This window comes from Streptomyces megasporus, assembly GCF_000718985.1.
Lineage (GTDB): Bacteria > Actinomycetota > Actinomycetes > Streptomycetales > Streptomycetaceae > Streptomyces > Streptomyces megasporus.
Genome location: NZ_JODL01000049.1, coordinates 1 through 18272, shown reverse-complemented (window position 1 = coordinate 18272; position 18272 = coordinate 1). Strand labels below are relative to the sequence as shown.

Sequence of the window (18272 nt, the reverse complement as noted above, 5' to 3'; positions counted from 1 at the left end):
TGACCGCCGTGAAGGAGACCCCCGCCCGATGACCACCACACCCGCCGCGACGACGGTCCGGGACCCGGACCGGGCGCTGGACCAGGCCGTGACCGGCCTGGAGAACCAGCTCGCTCGCTGCGAGACCAAGGCCTCCCTGCTGCTGGCCCTCACCGGTGCCCTGCTGGCCGGCACCCTCTCTGCCGCCCCCGACCTCCACCCACCCACCGCCGCCCGCATCGCCGGCGCCCTGGCCCTGGCCGCGCTGGCCACCGCCACCGTGCTGCTGCTCTGCGCGGTCCGCCCCCACACAGGCGGCACCGACCGGGCCTCCTGGCCCCACTGGGCCCACCTCACCCCCGACCAGGTCCGCCACCAACTCGCCGACGACCGGCGTCCCGATCAGATCCGCGTCCTGTCCGCCCTCGCCGCCCGCAAGTACACCCGGATCCGGTGGGCGGTCGACTGCATCCTCACCGGCCTGGCCCACCTCGCCGCGGCCGCCACCCTCACCGCCCTTCCCCTGTAGCCCAAAGGCCCCTCGCACGGACGCTCCGGCGTCCGTGCGAGGGGCCTTTTGTGCGTTAGCGCCTGCTCCCAGAGGCTGAACGGGCGAGGGTCGTTTGCTGACCGTCGGTCCTAGGGTTCGAAGACGAGAACTCACGTGGTGGGCGGGTCAGCCGGTACGGGCGGCTCTCCTCCACCGGTGACCTGCCACCACTGGCCGTCCTGGTCACGAAAACGGACAAGGGCTCTCACGCTCCTGGGAAGCTGCGGCACGCGCTGCCCATCACGGTCAAGAAGCCACGTGGCTACCTCCATATCCTCGTGGCTCCGAAGGATGCTCCGCTTGGTTTGAACCATCGGTCCTGACATGTTGCGGTTCACGGTCCACCCTGCCCACGGGCCTTCGTCAAGCGCCTCCACCTTGAGAAGCTCTACTTCGGTGATGGGGGCCACGCCGTTGTTCGTGATTTCCACGACCACAGAGCCGCCGTTACTGGAAAACCTCAGGTGGACCTTCTCCGCCTCGAGCAAGGCAGCCGCCTCCGCGTCGGCGGCGGCCTGCTGCGCGCGGGCTTCTTCACGGTCCATCTGCTGCTGGGTCAACTCGTTCGCCCGAACCGCGGCCTCTGCCTGTTCCTTGGCAGCTTTTGCCGAGGCGCCGGCGGTCCTCGCCTGCCAGATGCTGATGCCGGCAGCGGTCAAAGACACAACGACTGACACAAGGGCGATCCAGTCACTTTCCTTCATGAGGGAACAGTAGTGAGGACTTGGGGATTGAGTCCCTGCCTCTGAAGGGGCACCCGGGAGAGCCGTGAGAATCTGAACCGGCCAAGAGCGACGACGAAGCCAGACCTGAAACCCAGGAACAGGATTGCAAGGCTGCGCTTTCCAACCATCCCGTACAGGCCCGTCCGGACTTTGCTGCCCGCGTTCCCGGGCGTGGGACGATGCGGGGCGACGTAGCAGACACGACAGGAGAGACGGCCATGCTCGATGACGATGACGTGCCCCCCATCGACTGGGAGGCCCTGGCCAACACCTACGTTGTCGCCAACGGCAAAGGCGGCGTCGGGAAGACCACTCTCGCATCCAACTTCGCCGGCCTGGTGGCCGCCGACGCCGCCGCCTCGGACGGCGACGCGGGCAGGGTCTTGCTGATCGACGTCAACGGCCAGGGCAACGTCGGCCGGGACCTGGGCTACCGAGGAACCAGCATCGACGACGAAGGCGCCGCCTTCTACGAAGCCCTGCGCACCGGCAAGCCCCTGGAGCCGGTCTCCGGTGTCCGCCCAGGCCTTGACGTCGTGATCGGCGGCGCCCACATCGGCGCGGCTCCCGACATGCTCCAGGCCACCTACCGCATGCGGCAACACCGCCAGGTCCTCGCCCTGGCCGTGTGCCTGGCCCCGATCGCCCGCCGCTATGACCTCGTCGTCATCGACAGCGCCCCGGAGAACCCCCCACTCCAGCAGATCGCGCTCTCCTCCGCCCGCTGGATGATCGCTCCCACCCGCTCCGACCGGGCCTCCATCAACGACGGTCTGGGCAGCATCTCCCGCCAGTTCCAACTGGTCCGCAAAGCGGTCAACCCCCACCTGCGGCTCCTGGGCGTCGTGCTCTTCGGCAGCGGCAGCGCCTCCAAGCAGATCCACCGCCGGGCCCGCGCCTGGGTCGCCGAAGAACTCGGTGACGACGCCTACCTGTTCGACACCATCGTCCGCTACTCCGAAGCAGTCGGGCAGGACGCGCGCCACCACGGCCGCCTGGTGCACGAACTGGAGGAAGCTGTGGCCAGCAACCCCAAGTTCTGGGACCTGCGCTCCGGCCGCGCCGGCACCGACACCACCGTGGTGTCCGCCACATCCGTGTCCGTGGCCGAAGACCTGGCTAACCTCGCCCGGGAGATCCTGACTCGCGCCGCTGAAGAGGACGCCGTATGACCGAGATCGAAACCACCGCCGACCGCTTCGGCCTGTCCGGACCCCCACGCCGATCCCGTGGCCTGGCGAACCTGGCACGCAAGAAACCCGCCGCGCAGGAACAGGAAGCCGCCCCGTTCACCCTCGAGACCATCCCCGGCAGCAGCGCCGAAACCGGCCCCGACCCGACCACACTCACCGAGGCTGAGCGCGCGGACCTCACCACCTGCCAGGCAGTCCTCCAACAACACCACGCCTCGTTCTGGCTCACCGGCAAGGCGCTGGAGACCATCAGCAAGCGCCGCCTCTACCGCGCGGACCATCCCACCTTCGAAGCGTTCCTCGAGGACTGGGACATCACCCCGGCCGACGCCTACCGCATGATGAACGGCTGGCCGCTGGCCAACCGCCTCCTGCGCGACGTCCCCAAGCTGACCCGCTCACACGTCGAAGCGCTCCTGCCCGTCGTGAACCGCTACGGCGTCGAAGCCGCCGCCACCCTCCACGCCCTCCTGCGCGACTCTCTGCCCAAGGTCACCGCCGCCGCCATCGCCCAGGTCGTCCGAGAGCTGCCCGGGCCCGACGGAGAAGACGACCCCGCGCAGCAGATCCACCGGCAGGCTCAGCGAGTCCTCACCGCATCGGCAGACGACCCGGCCGAGGAAGAGGAAGGCGGCAAGGGCACCGCAGCGCCCGTCGATGCGCACCTACGCCAAGCGGTGAAGCGGCGCGCGCTCCAGCTCGCCGAAGACCTCAAGCGGAGCCGCCTCTCCACCCGGGAGCTGAACCGGGCACTGGCGGAGGCGTTCGCCGACCCGGAAGACGACCGCGTCTACCGAGCCGTACGGCGCTGGATGAAGGACCGCGAGAAGGTAAAAGCCCAGGTGACAGAGCCGGAAGGCTAATCTTCCAAATTTGGAAGAAAGTGTTCGATGCAATCGAACACCGCTCCTGGTCTCCGCTCTCCGCTCTCTGCTCTCCGGAAGCCCCGGCTCCTTGGGCCGGGGCTTCCGGAGAGCGTTGACAGTGTCCGCCCGGCGCGACCGTTTCCCGCTGGGCGGGTCGTGGGGGTGGAAAGTCGGGGCGGTTGTTCCCGCTGGGTGGGATGCCGCCGCTGTTCGGACGCTCGTGTGGGCCGCTTTCGTGTGGCGTGGTGGGCGTGATGGATATCGCGTTGATCACCGCCGGGCAGGCTCTTCGCTACTTCACACGGCAGGTGGTGGTCGGGGACGGCCACCGCCGGGCCCGCACGCCGTTGAGGAAGGCGCAGGAGGAGGCCGGTGTGCCGCCGGGGCGGTGGATGGGCCGCGGCCTGGCGGCGATGGGGTTGGCGCCGGGGGAGGAGGTCACCGAGGACCAGCTGCGGAACCTGTTCGGCGAAGGGGGCCGGCATCCGCACGCCGACCGGTTGGTGGCCGCCCGCCGCGCGGCCGGCGACCCCGTCAAGGAGGCGTGGCGGGCCGGGGCGCTGGGGCGGCGGGTGAAGGTCACGGGCATGGACCTGGTGTTCCGCCCGCAGCCCACGATCCACCTGCTGTGGGCGCTGTGCGACGACACCGTCCGGCAGACGGTCGAGGCCGCGCACGAGCGGGCCATCGCCGCGACCCTGGCCTGGATCGAGGACCAGGTGGCCGTCATCCGCCACGGCAGCCAGGGCGAGAGGCGCGTGCGTCCCGCCCGTGGTGTGGTTGCCGCCCGGTTCCGGCACTACCAGGCCCGCTCGGGAAAGCCCCTGCTGCACGACCACGTGCTGCTGTCCTTGAAGGCCCAACGCCCGGACGGGCCGTGGGGGGCGGTGCACAGCCAGGCCCTGTTCGAGAACACCGTGGCGGCCTCCGCGCTCTACAACGAGCTGGTGATGGCCGAGGTGTGCCAGGCCCTCGGGCTGGCGTCCGAGCCCCGCACCGTGAGCGCCGGCCGCCGCCCGGTGATGGAGATCGCCGGCATCCCGCACGAGCTGATCGCCTGGGCCGCCACCCGCAGCGCGCGGATCGCCGCCTGCCGCACCGAACTGGAGATCGAGTACACCACCGCCACCGGCGACGACGGCACCTTGAGGTTCGCGCCGCGGGTCGACGAGCGGGCCCGGACGAAGCTGAACCAGATCGCCGCCTACACCACCCGCCCGGCCAAGCCCCCGGCCCGCCCGCTGGCCCGGCTGCGCGAGCAGTGGCGGGCCGGCGCCGTCCGGCACGTCGGCGCCGCCGTGGTCGACTTGCTCCTGCAACGGGCCCGTGCCGCAGGAGCCGCGATCCGGGCCCGCACCGCCGCCGTGGTCGACGTCGCCCTGGCGGCCGTCGCGGTCGCCGCGATCGTGTTCGTGATGAACCCCGGCGGCCACTTCCACCGCCGTCACCTGTTGGCCGAGGCCCGCCGCCACCTCGCCCTGACCCTCCGCGGCGCCCGCCGCGCACCCGGCCTGGACGAGGAAATCGTGGACACCGCGCTGGCCGCGCACTGCGTCGACATCACCCAGACCCGCACCGCCCGTGGCGCCCGCCCGGAGTACCGCCTCTACACCACCGGCTGGACCCTGGCCGACCTCACCCCCACCCGGCCGGCCGGCGCGGACCGGCGGCCGGTGGCCGACCCGGCCGCGCCCCGCCTGCCCCTGCAACCGGGGGAGTGGGCGATTCCCCGGGTTCCGCTGCGCCACGACCGGGCGACCATCGCCGCCGCCGTGGTGCAGACCCAGGCGCGCACCGTCCGCCGCGCCGCCCACCGGCCGCCCGCCCGGCCCGAGCAACTCGCCCTCTTCGACCCCGGCGGCCCGCCTGCGGGCTCGGCCCGCCGCCGGGGCGTCGACCTGGAGGCGCTGCGCACCGGTTTGGACGCCCTCCACTTCACCGCCGACGAACTGCGCCGGATGACCGAGGCGTTCACCGCGACCGGCGACGCCGCACGACGACGAACACACCAACACCCACGCCGGCCGGCCGGTGACACACCGCGCACCCATCGCCAGGAGCGGCAGCGTCCGCCGGAGCTCGGGCCCGACCCAGGCGGGGGTGTGCATCGGTGAGGACTGGGATGCCGCCGGGCATGGAGGCGCACGAGTTCCCGCGTCGCCGGGTCTACGGCTCCGGCCCGGACGGCCCCCACGCCGGCCCCCGGCCGCGTCCACTCCGAGCTGATGGGCGGGCCGCTGGAGGCCGGCTGCCGGGGCGCCCCCGACCGGAGCGCGGAAGAGCCGACTGGGAGTTCGGTGGGCACGGCCCGCCGGCCGCGTGCGGGCTCGTCCGGCCAAGGAAGAAGGACCAGGGGAGCGCCGCGGCGGACCCCACCCCTACGCGAAGGCCCGCCGCGCTCCCTCCGAACCATCCCTACAGCAACACTCGACACCGGAGTGCGCACGCCCTGCCCGCTGCTTCCACACGGCGGGCGAATCTTTCCGGAGGCGCGCCACGATCCTACGGCCCCGCCCCGGCCGCACCGGGGGCTTTCGGGAGCGGACACGCCCCACCACCACTCGGCCGGCGGGGTGCGGGAAAACCCGAGCGCACCGGCCCGAGAGGGCCCGGCCGCAGGTCGGCGACCGGCAGACCCTCGGGGGAAGAACCTGCCGGCCACCGACCCTTCTGCGTCCCGGGCCGCCGTGGGGGGAATAACGTCACCTGACGGCCCGGATCGGGGCACCGATGAAATACCCGGATCAGAGCGCGGGCCATGCGCCCCGGTGCGGGAATCACCCGCCCGCGCCCCGAGCCTTGCCGGCCCGGTCAGGGGGACGTGGCACACCCGGCCGCAGCGGCCCGGCCCCGGCCGAGGCGGAACGACGATGCCCGCCCCGGGACGCGCCCGGGGCAGGTGCCGTCACCATACCGCCAGGAGGCCTCACACTCCCGGTTCCCTCGAGTGCCTCGTCCGACCTCCCGGCTCGCCGTGGAGCCGGGAGGTCACGGCCACCACACGGCCAGGTCTCCGGTCGGGCCCCGGGTCAGGCGGAGTTCTCCGTCGCGGTGGCAGGTGTGCAGCAGTTCGAGAACGTCCTGTTCGGTGAGCCGGGCGGGCTTCCGCCGGCTTCCCTGCGCGGCCGCCGCACGCCTGTGGTTCCACACGGCGGTGTACTCGGCCAGGGTCCAGGCGTGGCCGTGTGGGTCGGCGCGGGTCATCAGGGTGAACCGGTGGTGCAGCAGCTTGTCCAGCTCGAGGGCGGCCCGGGTCGGCTGCCCGCGGTACACCTTGAGCAGCCACGCCGCGCGGTTTGCCCCCACCTCTCGCTCGGCCTCCTCCCGCGGACAGGCCATATCCAGCGGATAGCGGGCCTGGAAGCTGCGTTCCCGCACCCGCCTGCGGCTCCCGGCCGTGTTCTGCTTCCGTACCACCATGCCGCTCTCCTGTCCCTCGCCGTCCGGCCGGAGCGGCCCGTGGAGTCGGCGGCGCGGGCCGCTTTTCTCCTCCCAGGGTGCCGCCGCCCCCGGATCCGACCAAACCGGCCACCGGCCCGCAGGGGGCGGTGCTCCCGTGGTCCCCACGCGTCCCGCCGGCCGGGGCGGGGCCGTAGAGTTGCGGTTGCGTATCCGGAAGAACCGTCCGCCGTGGAAGCAGTGGGCGGGGCGTGCTCCGGTGTCGAGTGCCGCCGCGAGCGGCCCTCTTCGCCGTAACGGGGAGAGCACCGGCCTGAGGTGGTGCCGCGCCACCGTGCGGCCGGTGTGGTGGGGCCAAAACAACCCGTCGGAGACACCCCCACCCCACCGGCCGCACGGTGGCGCGGACCGGCGGCCGGTGGCCGACCCGGCCGCGCCCCATCTGCCCCTGCAACCGGGGGAGTGGGCGATTCCCCGGGTTCCGCTGCGCCACGATCGGGCGACCATCGCCGCCGCCGTGGTGCAGACCCGGCTGCGCATCGCCCGCCGCACCGTCCGCCGCGCCGCCCACCGGCCGCCCGCCCGGCCCGAGCAGCTCGCCCTGTTCGACCCCGGCGGCCCGTCTGCGGGCTCGGCCCGCCGCCGGGGCGTCGACTTGGAGGCGCTGCGCACCGGTTTGGACGCTCTCCACTTCACCGCCGACGAACTGCGCCGGATGACCGAGGCGTTCACCGCGACCGGCGACGCCGCACGACGACGAACACGCCAACACCCGCGTCCGCGCCCGGCCGCCGGTGACACCCCGCGCACCCATCGCCAGGAGCGGCGGCGCCCGCCGGAGGTCGGGCCCGACCCAGGCGGGGGTGTGCGTCGGTGAGGGCTGGGAGGCTGCCGGGCATGGAGGCGCACGAGTTCCCGCGTCGCCGGGGCCACGGCTCCGGCCCGGGCGGCCCCCACTGTCCTCTGACAGTGAAGTTGGACCGATTGTCAGTGAAGTTGGATCAAGGAGGTTTTGATGGAGCACCGTAGTTTGCGGGTGGAGCAGCCTGGTTTGCGACTTCGGCCCCGCACTGCCAGGGCTGGGGCCAACCGATCCGCACCGTCATGTTCTCCACGATCTGTATGTCTCATGAGACGATGGCTGCGTGGCGCACTCAGGTGTGATGCGGGCCTAGCCGGAGCAAGGTTGTCGCCGGATCAACGCAACGGTGAGACATCAGAGATCTTCAGGATGTGTTACGCAAGTCACGCACCGGCGGGTTCGGTGCTACCGCGGGTGGGCACGTACACAAGATTTGTTCTCGCAGGTCGGCGATGTCGATACCCATCCGCTCGGTCGGAGTGCGTCCTCGTGCAGTGCGCACTCCAGCGGGGTGGCATCCCGTAGGTGCGCTCGTGCCTATGCTGCGGCGTCGCTGATGAGTGCGTGGATCTGCTCTCGCTCGGCTGCAGGTGCGGGAGGAGGCGTCAGGGCCGAGAGGTCCGGCACGACTTCGTTGGTCAGTTCGGTCGCGCAAATGGGCAGCAGGGGTGGTTCGCTCGGCCTGCTGGTCGGCCACGACCAGCACATCACCTGCATCACCGGTCTGGCCGTCCACCGCGCCTCGGCCGGGTATCGAGGCCAGGCCAAGACCGACGCGAAGGACGCCTTTGTCATCGCCGACCAGGCCTGCATGCGCACCGACCTGGTCTGCGACCGAACTCGGCAGATCAGCCGTCTCCGAGTCCAACTCCTGGAGATTTTCCTGGCGTTGGAACGCTCCCTGGTCCTGACCAAGAAGGGCCCGGTCATATTGCTGACCGGCTACCAGACCCCGGCCGCGATCCGCCGCGCCGGTACCTCCCGCATCGCGACCTGGCTCAAGAACCGCAAGGTCCACGGCAGCGCGGCCTTGACCAAGACCGTCGTGGAGGGAGCTGGAGCGCAGTTCACCGCGCTGCCTGGCGAGAAGCTTGCGGCCACCATGGCTCGCCTGGCGAAGGGGGTAATGGCCCTCGATGAGGAGATCGCCGAGCTCGAACCCTCATCGAGGCCCGGTTTTGCGAGCACCCACACGCCGAAGTGATCCAGAGCCTGCCCGGCATGGGCACCATGCTCAGCGCCGGGATCTTCGCCGCTACCGGAGGCGACATGGATGCCTTCGCCACCGCAGACCGCTTGGCCAGCTACGCCAGCCTCGCTCCGTCCCACGCGATTCCGGACGCGTTAGCGGCAATCTCCACCGCCCGCGCCGCTACCACAGCGGCCTGCTCCGCGCCCTTCTACCCCTCCGCCTTCGCCAGCCCGCGGACCTGCCCCGCCTCGGGAACTCCCGCACGGGAGCGACTTCCTCGAAGGCCACCTCCGCCAGCGGCCTGCGCACCTCGACACCACCCTGGACCCAGACCACCTCGAAACCGGCCGCCCTGTCCCTGCCGCTCAGCAGCTCCCCCTCATCGTCCATACTTGGACGATTCCCCCTGGATTGAGACAAGCCACTTGTAGTGAGACAAGAGCCACCCCAAAGCGGGACACAGTCTCACTCAAACCTGTCCCGGCCCTCGCACCGCAAGTTCGGTGCGAGGGCCGGTGCGACAAGCCGCGGTTCGATGCGACGGGACACCCAACTGGGCCAGGGCGGTGAGGTCACTCGCGCGCGGGCGCGCTGGTTGGCGAGCCAGCGGCCGAGGGGAAAGCGACATGGCGCTGTAGCAACGAAAGCTACAGCCTTCGCCGGCGGTTACACCTCCACCAGGGTGCAGAACCAGTGCAGTCCGGAGGACATGCCAGCCAGCGCCACCACGTCTCCCGAGTGGAGTTCACCTCGATCGATCATGATGTCGAGGCTGACGAGCGGGTCCATGCCGCCGAAGTGACCGAGTGAGGCGGCCAGTTCCGCGTTGGTCCGGCCCAGAGGTACACCGAGGGCGGCGGCGGCGTTGCGCATCGCTACCTGATTGGCGTGAAGGAGGAGCACCCTGGAGAGGTCCGCGCGCCGGACGCCGGCGCGTTTGCAGGCCCCATCGACCGCTTCGGCGATGCGGGCGTCCGTCATCGTGGCATACGCGGAGAAACGTTCAGCATCGCCTTGGAAGAATGTGAAGATCGAGTATCCGTGATCGATGTCCAGGTTGCTCCGCCCCGGGGGTGCGACCGGCGCGGCGTTGCCGCCGTACTCGAGACGGAAAAAGTCGGCGTAAGTGGGATCGGTCAGTTGCTCGCTGGCTAGCCAGCGCAGCGACTGGTGATCGCGCCGCACTACGGCGGCCACGGCCCCGTCACTGTCGGCCGTCGTGCCGTTCCCCAAGCGGTTGACGTGTGCGTCGCTCACCCGCTCCGCCGACACGAGGAGTACCGTTCGCAGCTCGCCGCGGGTCAGAAACAGGCCAGCGATGGCCTCGAACGCGAGTACGGCGGACAGGCAAGCCTGGGTCAGTGACAGTGTCGGTACGCCGCGCAGTCCGAGGTCTCGAGCGATCGCCGTAGAGAAGTCCCAATGGAGGTACTCGGGCAGGTTCCCGCTGGCTGCCACGAGGAAGTCCACATCGGAGGTATCCAGGCCCGCCCTGGCAAGCGCGGCTTCGGCCGCCGCGACGCCCAAGTCGGTCGTCGTCACACCGACGGGTGCTTTGTGGAGGGTTCGGAAGCCCATGGTCTCCACCACATGGGGGTTGATGCCCAAGTGTTGGGACTCTCCGGCGACGTCGTACGGCTCGCCGACGCAGCTGGCCATGGCCGCGATCCCGAAGTCCACTACCGCCATAAACCCTCTCCTTTGCCCTCCGCATCGCGTCCGTCGCCACTCGCCGAGGTGTCCGGGGCGGATGCGGCGACCTGGGCGCCGACCCGGCCGACGGCCATGGCGGGTGGCGTTGCGGCCCAGTGGTCCCGGTACAAGGCCCGGCCGAGCATCAGCACAATCACGGCCGCAGAGGCGATGGAACCCAGGGCGATGGCCCAGAACGCGGACCCCATGACAAACACGGAGATCCATGCCAGCGGAATCATGAGCCCATAGGTTGCAACAGTCGTCACCGTCGAGAGCAGGGCTCCTCGCTGGTGCACAGTAAGAATGGCCGTATAGGTGGCCTCCACCACATACAGCGGCATCGTGACCATGAAGGCGAACAGCATGACAACGCCCTGGCGCACGTCGAGTTCACCCGAGCCGCCGAAGAGTTTCACAAGCCAGGGCGACAGGGCGAGGACCACAACAGTGCCGATCGCGGTCGGCACCGCCGTGTAGACCAGCAGCCGCTTTCCATGGGACCGCAGCTCGTCTGCGGTGGCCCCCTTGCCGATCTGATAGCTGTAGAAGACCGACGTTCCCGTCACACACGCCTGCGGCACCCGGCAGAAGATCGTGTATACCTTCACACCGACCGCGGACGCCGCGAGTACCTGCGGGCCTAGAGTGCCAATGAACATAAAAGGGATAATCGCCGCCATGTAGTCGTTCAGGTGGCGAACGCCGACGCCTTGCGAGGTCCACACCATGGACTGAAACTCGGTGAGCACCGCGTGCCGGTCGGCTCGGGAAAGGTGGCGTTCGCGCTGTCGGACGCGGCGCACGAAGACGAAGGCGCCGTAGACGGCCATGACTGAGTACACGAGCACGGTAGCAACCGCGACGGCCTGCGCGGGGGAGGAGAAGGCCCCTGCGGCGTCCGTGTGGAGGAACGCGTAGTCGAGCAGGGCGTTGCCGACGAATCCGTAGATCATAATCTTGAGTGAGATGCTCTTCATGTTGCAGACCCGCAGGGCCTCGGAGGCCGAGGCCCACACGAGCGCGACGATCATGCCGAAGAGCCTGACCTCGATGTAGTCGACGGCCAGGGGGATCAGCTCGGCGTCTTGGCCGGCCCGCTCTAGGAACCACTCGGCGCCGAGCGCGAGGCCCATTGCCAGCGCTTGCAAGAAGAGTGCACACACGGCGAACGCCCCGACGAGCACGGCGAGACGGTCGGCCAGCGAGCGCTCGCCCTCCGCGATCCCGAGCCGGCTGGAGAACACGTGCACCAGGCCGGTGCAGTAGGCCGTCAGTCCCATCACGATCAAGTCGGCAAGGCCAACTGCGGCGACGTACGTGACGCCGAGCGGCGCGATCATCACCAGGTCGATGGCGCCGAATCCCACTCCGACAGAGGAGGTCAACAGGATGACGACGGCGAAATTGGAGAAGTTCCTCTTCGTCAGCTCGGTGTGCTCTACACCCTCCTGACCTGCACTCATTCCGTCGGGCACCTCAGAATCGACACCATCTGTAACCCTCTCCGGCGAATCAGCCACCCCCGCACGAGAGCGGCGACAGGCATTTATGAACATTCTGTGAAGGCTGGAGGTTCACTGCGCTGCGACCAGGCACGGAGCATACCCACAGGAGAGGCAGTGGCGCTATGTCACTCCCGCGCGAAAGCGGAGTTCACCGACACAGCGCGGGTTATTTTCAGCCCCCCAGGCCAGAAGTGGGTGTCTGGTGGCTGACATTCGGCGGTGCGCCGTTATCAAGCCAGTTCCACGTTTGGCGATTGACCAGTTTCCGGACGTCATCTTAGTGTCGATCAAGTCGCCCCCTCTGGGCGATAAGCGCGACCAGGCTGACGAGCACCCGAAAGGAACCCTGTGGGGTGAATCTCAGGGAATGCCGTCACGTAGAGATTGGAGTCCAACATGGAATCGTACTCTCTCGACAAGAGGCCCGCGTTCTTCCCTTCGGTGGCGGCCGAGCTCTTCTTCGAGGCCGACGCCAACTCCACCGCAGTGGGCGCCCTGTTCGACACTGAGATCGACGCCGAACTGGACGCGATCCTGAACGCGACCGAGCAGTCGACGATCTAGGTTACTGACACGTAAGACGGCGCGTGCTGGCTAGTGCGGGCAACCCCGCCCAGGCCAGCACGCGCTCGAACGATCGTCGCACTCTCCGGAAGCTGCTGTCGGGCCACACCTCAGAGGGGCGCGTACGTGCAACTAGATGCCATCACGAGTCTGGACGAATCCAGTCTCGTGGCCACACAGAAGATCCTCAGCGGGGCGAAGACCCGCCTCGACGCCATTCTCGCCGAACGCCGGTTGACGGAGGAGTCCTTCGTCGAACTGGCCGCGATCTACGACAACGTCGCGTACGTGTTCCTCTACCTCGAGTCCAACGAACAGTACGTCGACTACCGGTGGCTGCTCCCCTATCGGGATGCCTTCTTCAAGGATCAGGATCTCGACAGGACTTTGCTGGCCCTGTGCGAGAGCCTCCAGTGCGGGAACCCGGACATCGAGGAGTGTCGGCAGGCCTACATCGGGCATCTGAACGACAAACTCGCGGCGGACCATACGAGCACAGCGGAACTCGCGCGTCTGCAGGACCAGGCCAAGGACATAGTCCAAGCGGGTCGGAACGACCAACTGGCCCTCTTTGCACGCCTCGGAGTCGACACCGAAGGAGGAACGGCGGACACCATCGGCTACACGCTGATCAGCGCCACGCCGGAAGCCGCTCGCCGTACAAAGCTCACCAGCGCGATGACGGCGCTGCGCGACAAGCGACTCGACCCCCTGATCGACACGGTCGACCGAATGATCGACATCCGGCGCGCGACGAGTCGGCGGCAGGGCGCGCGGAGTGTCCTCGAGCAGACCATGCGACGGTGCGCCATCCCTGAGGACACAGCCCGCCATATCGTCGACACCTACGTGTCAGGAGCTGTCGAGGACCGGGGGTTGCTCGATTCCGAGATCCGCGAGGCGATCGGCGATGTCGACACGCCCGTCGACCACTTCGGGCACTACATCCGCACCCTTCAGAGCGACCTGAAGGTTCCTCTGTTCGACCTCCGCGCCTGCCTGGAGTTCATTGAAGGGGTGACCGCGCGGGTCTTCGGCCTGTCGATGCGACGGCTCCCGGACTCCGGGCCAGGTGTGTGGACCGTCGTCGTGTTCCGAGGCGACGAAACTATCGGGTACATCAACTTCGACTTGTGGGACTCGGGCCGCAACCGCACGGCGAACACCACCAGCGGCATCCGTAACCGGGTGGACTGGGGAAGCATCGTCCAGCTTCCGATCGCCTACATCTCGTGCCGATTCCATCGCAATTCGGACGGTCGAGAACTCATCACTTTCCAGAACGTCCACAGCCTGTTCCACGAAGTCGGCCACGCCCTCAACCACATTCTGATTCGAAAACGGCTTCCAACGCTTTCCGGCCTCGACTACCTGCCGCTGGAACGCATCGAAGACCTCAGCATGTGGACCGAGAAATGGGTGTACCACCCGGATTTCGTCTCCCATCTCGACCTGTCCGAGGAGGAGCGCGAGGGCATGAGATTCTGCCAGCGCGTAAAGATACTCGAATACCGCCGGAATCACATCGACCGGGCGGTCACCGCAGCACTCGACTTCGAGGTGCACCGGGCGAGCAGCGGTGGACTACGCGAAGCATTCGAGCGACTGGACGACCGATTTGGCGTCGCCAGGCACTGCTCCCTGGGAGAGTTCCCGGTCTACTTCGCCTGGCCGATGATCAACGCCAATCCAGGCGCAACCTTCGCCTATACCAGGAGCGCCGCCGAAAGCGCGGAGGCGTTCTCCCCGCTGCTGAGCAGGCGACTGTCCGATCTCGAACCAAAGGACTTCGAGACTTCCTTCGATGCGTGCCTCGACTTCGATGAGCCGAGCAGCAGCCCTGACATCGGATCGATCTTCGCGTTCTACAACGATGCGCTGTGGAGGCCCGCCGGATGACCCGCAGCCCTGCCTACGTCCGCTCCCTGCTGGGGCCCCGGGACGAAATCCTGGACGGAATTCTCCGCGACGCGCTCCTTGAGAAGAAGCTGCCATCCATCCAGATCGACGACAACGGCGCACGGATACTCCATCTGCTCACGTTGCTGCACCGCCCCCGGTTGGTGGTCGAGATTGGAACCTTGTTCGGCTACTCCGCGATCCACATCGCCCGCGGGTTGCCGCCGGACGGACACCTCGTCACAATCGAGAGCGACGCCGACAATGCCCAGAACGCGCGCGCCTATCTCGACGAGGCCGGCGTGGGCGACCGGGTCGAGGTTGTGCACGCGGACGCGGTCACCCATCTGACGACGCTGCGGCCCGAGAGCGTCGACATGGTGTTCATCGACGCCGACAAGAAGGCGTATCCGCAGTATCTGAAGCTGTGCTTCCCCCTCCTCCGCAGTGGAGGTCTGCTGATCGCCGACGACGTAGCCCCGGGCGGTGACTTCAGCGGCGAGTCCGAGCCCGGTGTCGACCCAGACAGGGAAACGAAGGCCATCGCCACGTACGTGAGCGCGGTGGCGCGCAGCAACCGGCTGCACTCCGCCTTCGTCGGCAGCGCCCACGGCCTCCTGGTGAGCTACAAGGACGGACCGCGAGATGCGCAAAACGCTTGAAGTAGTAGACGACTTCCACCCGAATCCGGTGGCCTTGACGTCCCAGGCACTCGATGCGCCCGTCATCACCGATGGGGCATCCGCCGCACCCGGGCGCGGCCGGCTCGTCGGACCCTGCCACGTCGACCCGTGGGCCGCCGCGACGGTCAGCAGCCTGCTGGGCACGAGGGCGGACCGAACCGTCCCACCACCGGACGGGGGCCGGTTCGTGCTCCGGGACAAGGACGTGCCCGGCGACGACGCTCCCCACCGGGAGCCGACCGAATGGACGGCGATCGTCTTCCTGTCGGCCGCCCCGCCGCCGGGGGCGGGACTGACGTTCCTGCGGCAGCAGCCGGGCGGACCGGACGACTGGGTCGAGTGCGCCTTCATTCCGGTGCGGTTCAACCGCCTGGTGCTCTACCGCTCTTCCGTGCTAAGTCGGCGCGCATCGCCGGGATTCGGCACCGGACTGGCCGACGGCTGGCTGAGTCACGAGTGGGGCTTCGACATCGTCCCGCTGCCGGAAAGGACCGCCCATGCGCTCTAAAGTGATCATCGTCGACGACTTCTACCCGAACCCGGACGTCATCCGGGAACGGGCGCTCCGGTCGGAGTACGCGGACATCGCGTCCACGCGCTACCCCGGGTACCAAAGCCGGCACAGCATCCAAAGCGACGCCATCAAGCGCACTTTCGAAGCGCTGATCGGCGCCCGCGTTCAGGTCGACCGCTCCCGCTTCACCTGGGGCGGCTTCCGCTTCATCACGGGTGAGTCGGGCCGCCAGACTACGGTGCACGCCGATGTGAACATCGACTGGGCGGCCATGGTCTACCTGACGCCCGGCGCCGACATGAGCACGGGGACAGGCTTCTTCCGGCACAAGGAGACCGGCCTGGAGGGGCCTCCGACGGACCGGCAGGCCCGGGCCCACGGCTTCGCCGACGCCCAGGCCTTTCAGCAGAAGGTCGTCGCCCGCGATGAACGCGACCTATCGAAGTGGGAACTCAGCACTACGATCGCCCCGGTCTACAACCGGCTCATCCTCTTCCGCGGGTGCGAGTTCTATCACGCTCCGCTCGCCGGCCTGGGCGTCGGCCCAGCCAGTTCACGGCTCACGCACAGTTTCTTCTTCAACGAGGTCCCCCTGCTGGGGCAGGCCATACACGCATTCACGGGTCCCCGGGCCCACTCGACCGACGACCGGTAGGAGGGTGAACATGCGGCCGCTATTGGACCTCATGGCCACGGAGTGTACCGGTGAGACGGCGAGCGACAACTGTGGGCTCGTCGCGATCGATTCCATGGCGACGCTCACCACCGACCTCAGGTCGTACGCCGCTTCCCAAATCAACGCAGGCCGGGTGTACCACGACGCCGCGGAACTGGCCGCCGCCAGCCACAACCTGCGCACCGTGCTCTTCGTGCGTAGTCCGGGCCGCGATCATGACCTGGACGTCTGGGTGGTCGACGGCTGGACGCTGCTGCGCGGCCACGGGACCGGAACCGACTTGTCGCAGGCAGACCTGCGCGGGGCCCAGCTAGCCGGCGCGCAGCTCGCGGAAGCCGATCTCAGCGAGGCTGACCTGCGCGGCGCCGACCTGGCCAAAGCGGATCTCTCGGAGGCGGTCCTGGTCGGCGCCGACCTCGCCGGAGCCAACCTGTACCGGGCGAGTCTGCTCAACGCCGACCTCACAGAGGCGGATCTCCGGCGCACCTCCCTCATCCACGCCGACCTCCAGCGGGCGGTCTGCGCCCGCACTGCATTCCGTGGCGCGGACCTGACCGACTCCTACCTGTGGGACGTCGACCTCTCCTCGGCGTACCTCGACGGTGCGGAGATGCACCGCGCCAGCGACCTCGAAGGAAAGCGAGCGACCGCCGACGTGGGCGGCACACGCCCTTCAACGCAGACGACGAAGGGACATGCCTGATGCAGTGGGATCGCCGCCCGGCCATCACCCGGAGCTCGTTTCAGGAGGTGCTGATCGGCCTTGAGTATGGCGACCGGGAACACCCGGCCGACATCTTCTCGCGCGCGTGCGTCGAGTCGTTCGAGGAGTCCGACGAAACCCGCTTCGGCTACCGGTTCACACAAGTCTTCGAGGCGAACGTCCTCCACGAGGTGGCGGTGCTCGAACGGGTGCCATCCGAACAGGTCGCTCGACTCGACCATCGGCCGACCGCCACGATGCGCCGCCTCGGCGAGGTGCTGGACCACCGCGCCGACCTTACGCTCGTCCAACGCGTGAACCTCGCTTCGGCGCTGATCAGCGTCGCCCGCCCAGCCCTGGCAGAAACCGTGCTGGCCGAGGCGCGGGCGCTGGCGGCCGGACACCGTGAGCGCTTCGAGGTGGCCTGGCTCACGTTCGTCCTGGCCAACCGTCAGGACGACCCGCGACGGTCGGCCGAGGCGTTCGCCGTCATGCGTAACGCGATCATGGCGGGCGAGGTACCGCCCGGTCGGGCCCTCGACGCCTGCGCTCAGGGCGTGGTGTGGTACCTCAAGCGCCAAGAGGTCACCCACGACGACTTCGTGTGGAGCGTGCGCGTCGGCCACTCTCTCGCCCAGCGCGCGGAGACGGCGGGGGACCCGGCCACCGTTTCCTCGTGGTACCGGGGACTCGCCATGCTGCCGGCGGCCAGGGGAATGGCGGAACGGACCCGCTCGTACATGGAGTCGGCACGTGCCGCGGCGGAAGAGACGATCCAGCGGCGGCCCCGCGCGTATGAACTCAACTTGATGAAGACCTACCACGAGTCTTCTCTTAAGGAGCACATGTACGTTACGCGCGACGTCGACGCCGCGGTCGAGTCGGGCCACGCGCTCATCGCCCTGGATCCTGAATGGTCCATCAGCTACGGCGAACTGGCCGAGGCGTACGTGCGGTTCGGCCAGTGCCGCAAGGCCGCGGAGCTGTACGACGTCGCGGTCAGCAAGGGCGCGCCGTACGTGGGACACCATCTGCTCAAGGCGGCGGCGTCCTGGGAGAAGGCGGGAGAGCCAGCGTCGGCACTCGCCCGGTACGGGGATCTGGCCGCGCTCGTGCCGGGCAACGCGAAGGTGCTGAATAGCGCCCTGGCATGCGCGCGTAGCCTTAGGGAATCTCAATGATGAAGTCAAGCCGCTTGCGTGACCGGCGGGGCGGAGGTGAACAGCCTCTTGTCACGCAGCATGGCCCACAGCACGTCGACTCGCCG

Annotated in this window: 16 protein-coding genes and 1 pseudogene; 13 read left to right on the top strand and 4 right to left on the bottom strand. The window is 68.7% G+C overall.

Translation table 11 applies throughout. The annotated features are described in order from the left end of the window. Window positions 1–28 precede the first annotated feature (28 nt). Complete coding sequence (locus tag IF47_RS0126185) at window positions 29–508, top strand: Pycsar system effector family protein (protein ID WP_031511480.1); 480 nt, start codon at window positions 29–31, stop codon at window positions 506–508. Between the two features lie 131 nt (window positions 509–639). Here IF47_RS0126185 and IF47_RS0126180 read toward each other — a convergent pair whose 3' ends face one another. Then, the gene (locus IF47_RS0126180; protein ID WP_157840065.1) at window positions 640–1233 is read right to left on the bottom strand and encodes a hypothetical protein; all 594 of its coding nucleotides are present in this window, start codon (window positions 1231–1233) and stop codon (window positions 640–642) included. 239 nt (window positions 1234–1472) lie between these two features. On the opposite strand from IF47_RS0126180, the gene IF47_RS0126175 reads away from it, so the two are divergent. The 3 genes from IF47_RS0126175 (at window position 1473) to mobF (ending at window position 5427) form a co-directional block, all read left to right on the top strand. Further along, window positions 1473–2426 carry a ParA family protein gene (locus tag IF47_RS0126175; protein ID WP_031511478.1) on the top strand — a complete coding sequence of 318 codons (954 nt, stop codon included), beginning with the start codon at window positions 1473–1475 and terminating at the stop codon, window positions 2424–2426. Next, window positions 2423–3310, top strand: a complete 888-nt coding sequence (locus IF47_RS0126170) for a hypothetical protein (RefSeq protein WP_031511477.1) — start codon at window positions 2423–2425, stop codon at window positions 3308–3310. Before IF47_RS0126175 ends, IF47_RS0126170 begins: the two co-directional genes overlap by 4 nt. 257 nt (window positions 3311–3567) lie before the next feature. Continuing rightward, window positions 3568–5427, top strand: a complete 1860-nt coding sequence (gene mobF, locus IF47_RS0126165; protein ID WP_169745244.1) for a MobF family relaxase — start codon at window positions 3568–3570, stop codon at window positions 5425–5427. 874 nt (window positions 5428–6301) lie between these two features. Here mobF and IF47_RS0126160 read toward each other — a convergent pair. Then, complete coding sequence (locus IF47_RS0126160; RefSeq protein WP_031511475.1) at window positions 6302–6733, bottom strand: hypothetical protein; 432 nt, start codon at window positions 6731–6733, stop codon at window positions 6302–6304. A gap of 397 nt (window positions 6734–7130) precedes the next feature. Here IF47_RS0126160 and IF47_RS0126155 point away from each other — a divergent pair, with 397 nt between their 5' ends. Beyond that, window positions 7131–7589: a hypothetical protein gene (locus IF47_RS0126155; protein ID WP_031511474.1), complete on the top strand. Its 459-nt coding sequence runs from the start codon at window positions 7131–7133 to the stop codon at window positions 7587–7589. A 661-nt stretch (window positions 7590–8250) separates the two neighbouring features. Further along, a pseudogene (locus tag IF47_RS28320) lies at window positions 8251–9017 on the top strand (transposase); the annotation flags it as partial. Between the two features lie 415 nt (window positions 9018–9432). Here the strand turns inward: IF47_RS28320 and IF47_RS0126145 are convergent. Further along, window positions 9433–10455, bottom strand: a complete 1023-nt coding sequence (locus IF47_RS0126145; RefSeq protein WP_031511473.1) for a 3-oxoacyl-ACP synthase III family protein — start codon at window positions 10453–10455, stop codon at window positions 9433–9435. After that, entirely contained in the window at window positions 10446–11924 is a 1479-nt protein-coding gene (locus IF47_RS0126140) for an MATE family efflux transporter (protein WP_031511472.1), read from the bottom strand. The genes IF47_RS0126145 and IF47_RS0126140 overlap by 10 nt, the downstream gene beginning before the upstream one ends. A gap of 438 nt (window positions 11925–12362) precedes the next feature. Between IF47_RS0126140 and IF47_RS30935 the strand changes: the two genes are divergently transcribed. From IF47_RS30935 to IF47_RS0126105, 7 genes are all read left to right on the top strand, one after another. After that, window positions 12363–12530 carry a hypothetical protein gene (locus tag IF47_RS30935; protein WP_157840064.1) on the top strand — a complete coding sequence of 56 codons (168 nt, stop codon included), beginning with the start codon at window positions 12363–12365 and terminating at the stop codon, window positions 12528–12530. Between the two features lie 168 nt (window positions 12531–12698). Further along, entirely contained in the window at window positions 12699–14429 is a 1731-nt protein-coding gene (locus IF47_RS0126130; protein WP_031511471.1) for a M3 family metallopeptidase, read from the top strand. Then, window positions 14426–15091, top strand: a complete 666-nt coding sequence (locus tag IF47_RS0126125; RefSeq protein WP_157840063.1) for an O-methyltransferase — start codon at window positions 14426–14428, stop codon at window positions 15089–15091. Before IF47_RS0126130 ends, IF47_RS0126125 begins: the two co-directional genes overlap by 4 nt. Next, the gene (locus IF47_RS0126120; protein ID WP_157840062.1) at window positions 15075–15620 is read left to right on the top strand and encodes a hypothetical protein; all 546 of its coding nucleotides are present in this window, start codon (window positions 15075–15077) and stop codon (window positions 15618–15620) included. Before IF47_RS0126125 ends, IF47_RS0126120 begins: the two co-directional genes overlap by 17 nt. Then, window positions 15610–16281 (top strand): DUF6445 family protein, encoded by a 672-nt coding sequence (locus IF47_RS0126115; protein ID WP_211257277.1) that lies wholly within the window; start codon window positions 15610–15612, stop codon window positions 16279–16281. The genes IF47_RS0126120 and IF47_RS0126115 overlap by 11 nt, the downstream gene beginning before the upstream one ends. Before the next feature lie 10 nt (window positions 16282–16291). Continuing rightward, window positions 16292–17005, top strand: a complete 714-nt coding sequence (locus IF47_RS29015; RefSeq protein ID WP_051718251.1) for a pentapeptide repeat-containing protein — start codon at window positions 16292–16294, stop codon at window positions 17003–17005. Beyond that, entirely contained in the window at window positions 17005–18186 is a 1182-nt protein-coding gene (locus tag IF47_RS0126105) for a tetratricopeptide repeat protein (protein ID WP_051718250.1), read from the top strand. The genes IF47_RS29015 and IF47_RS0126105 overlap by 1 nt, the downstream gene beginning before the upstream one ends. Window positions 18187–18272 lie beyond the last annotated feature (86 nt).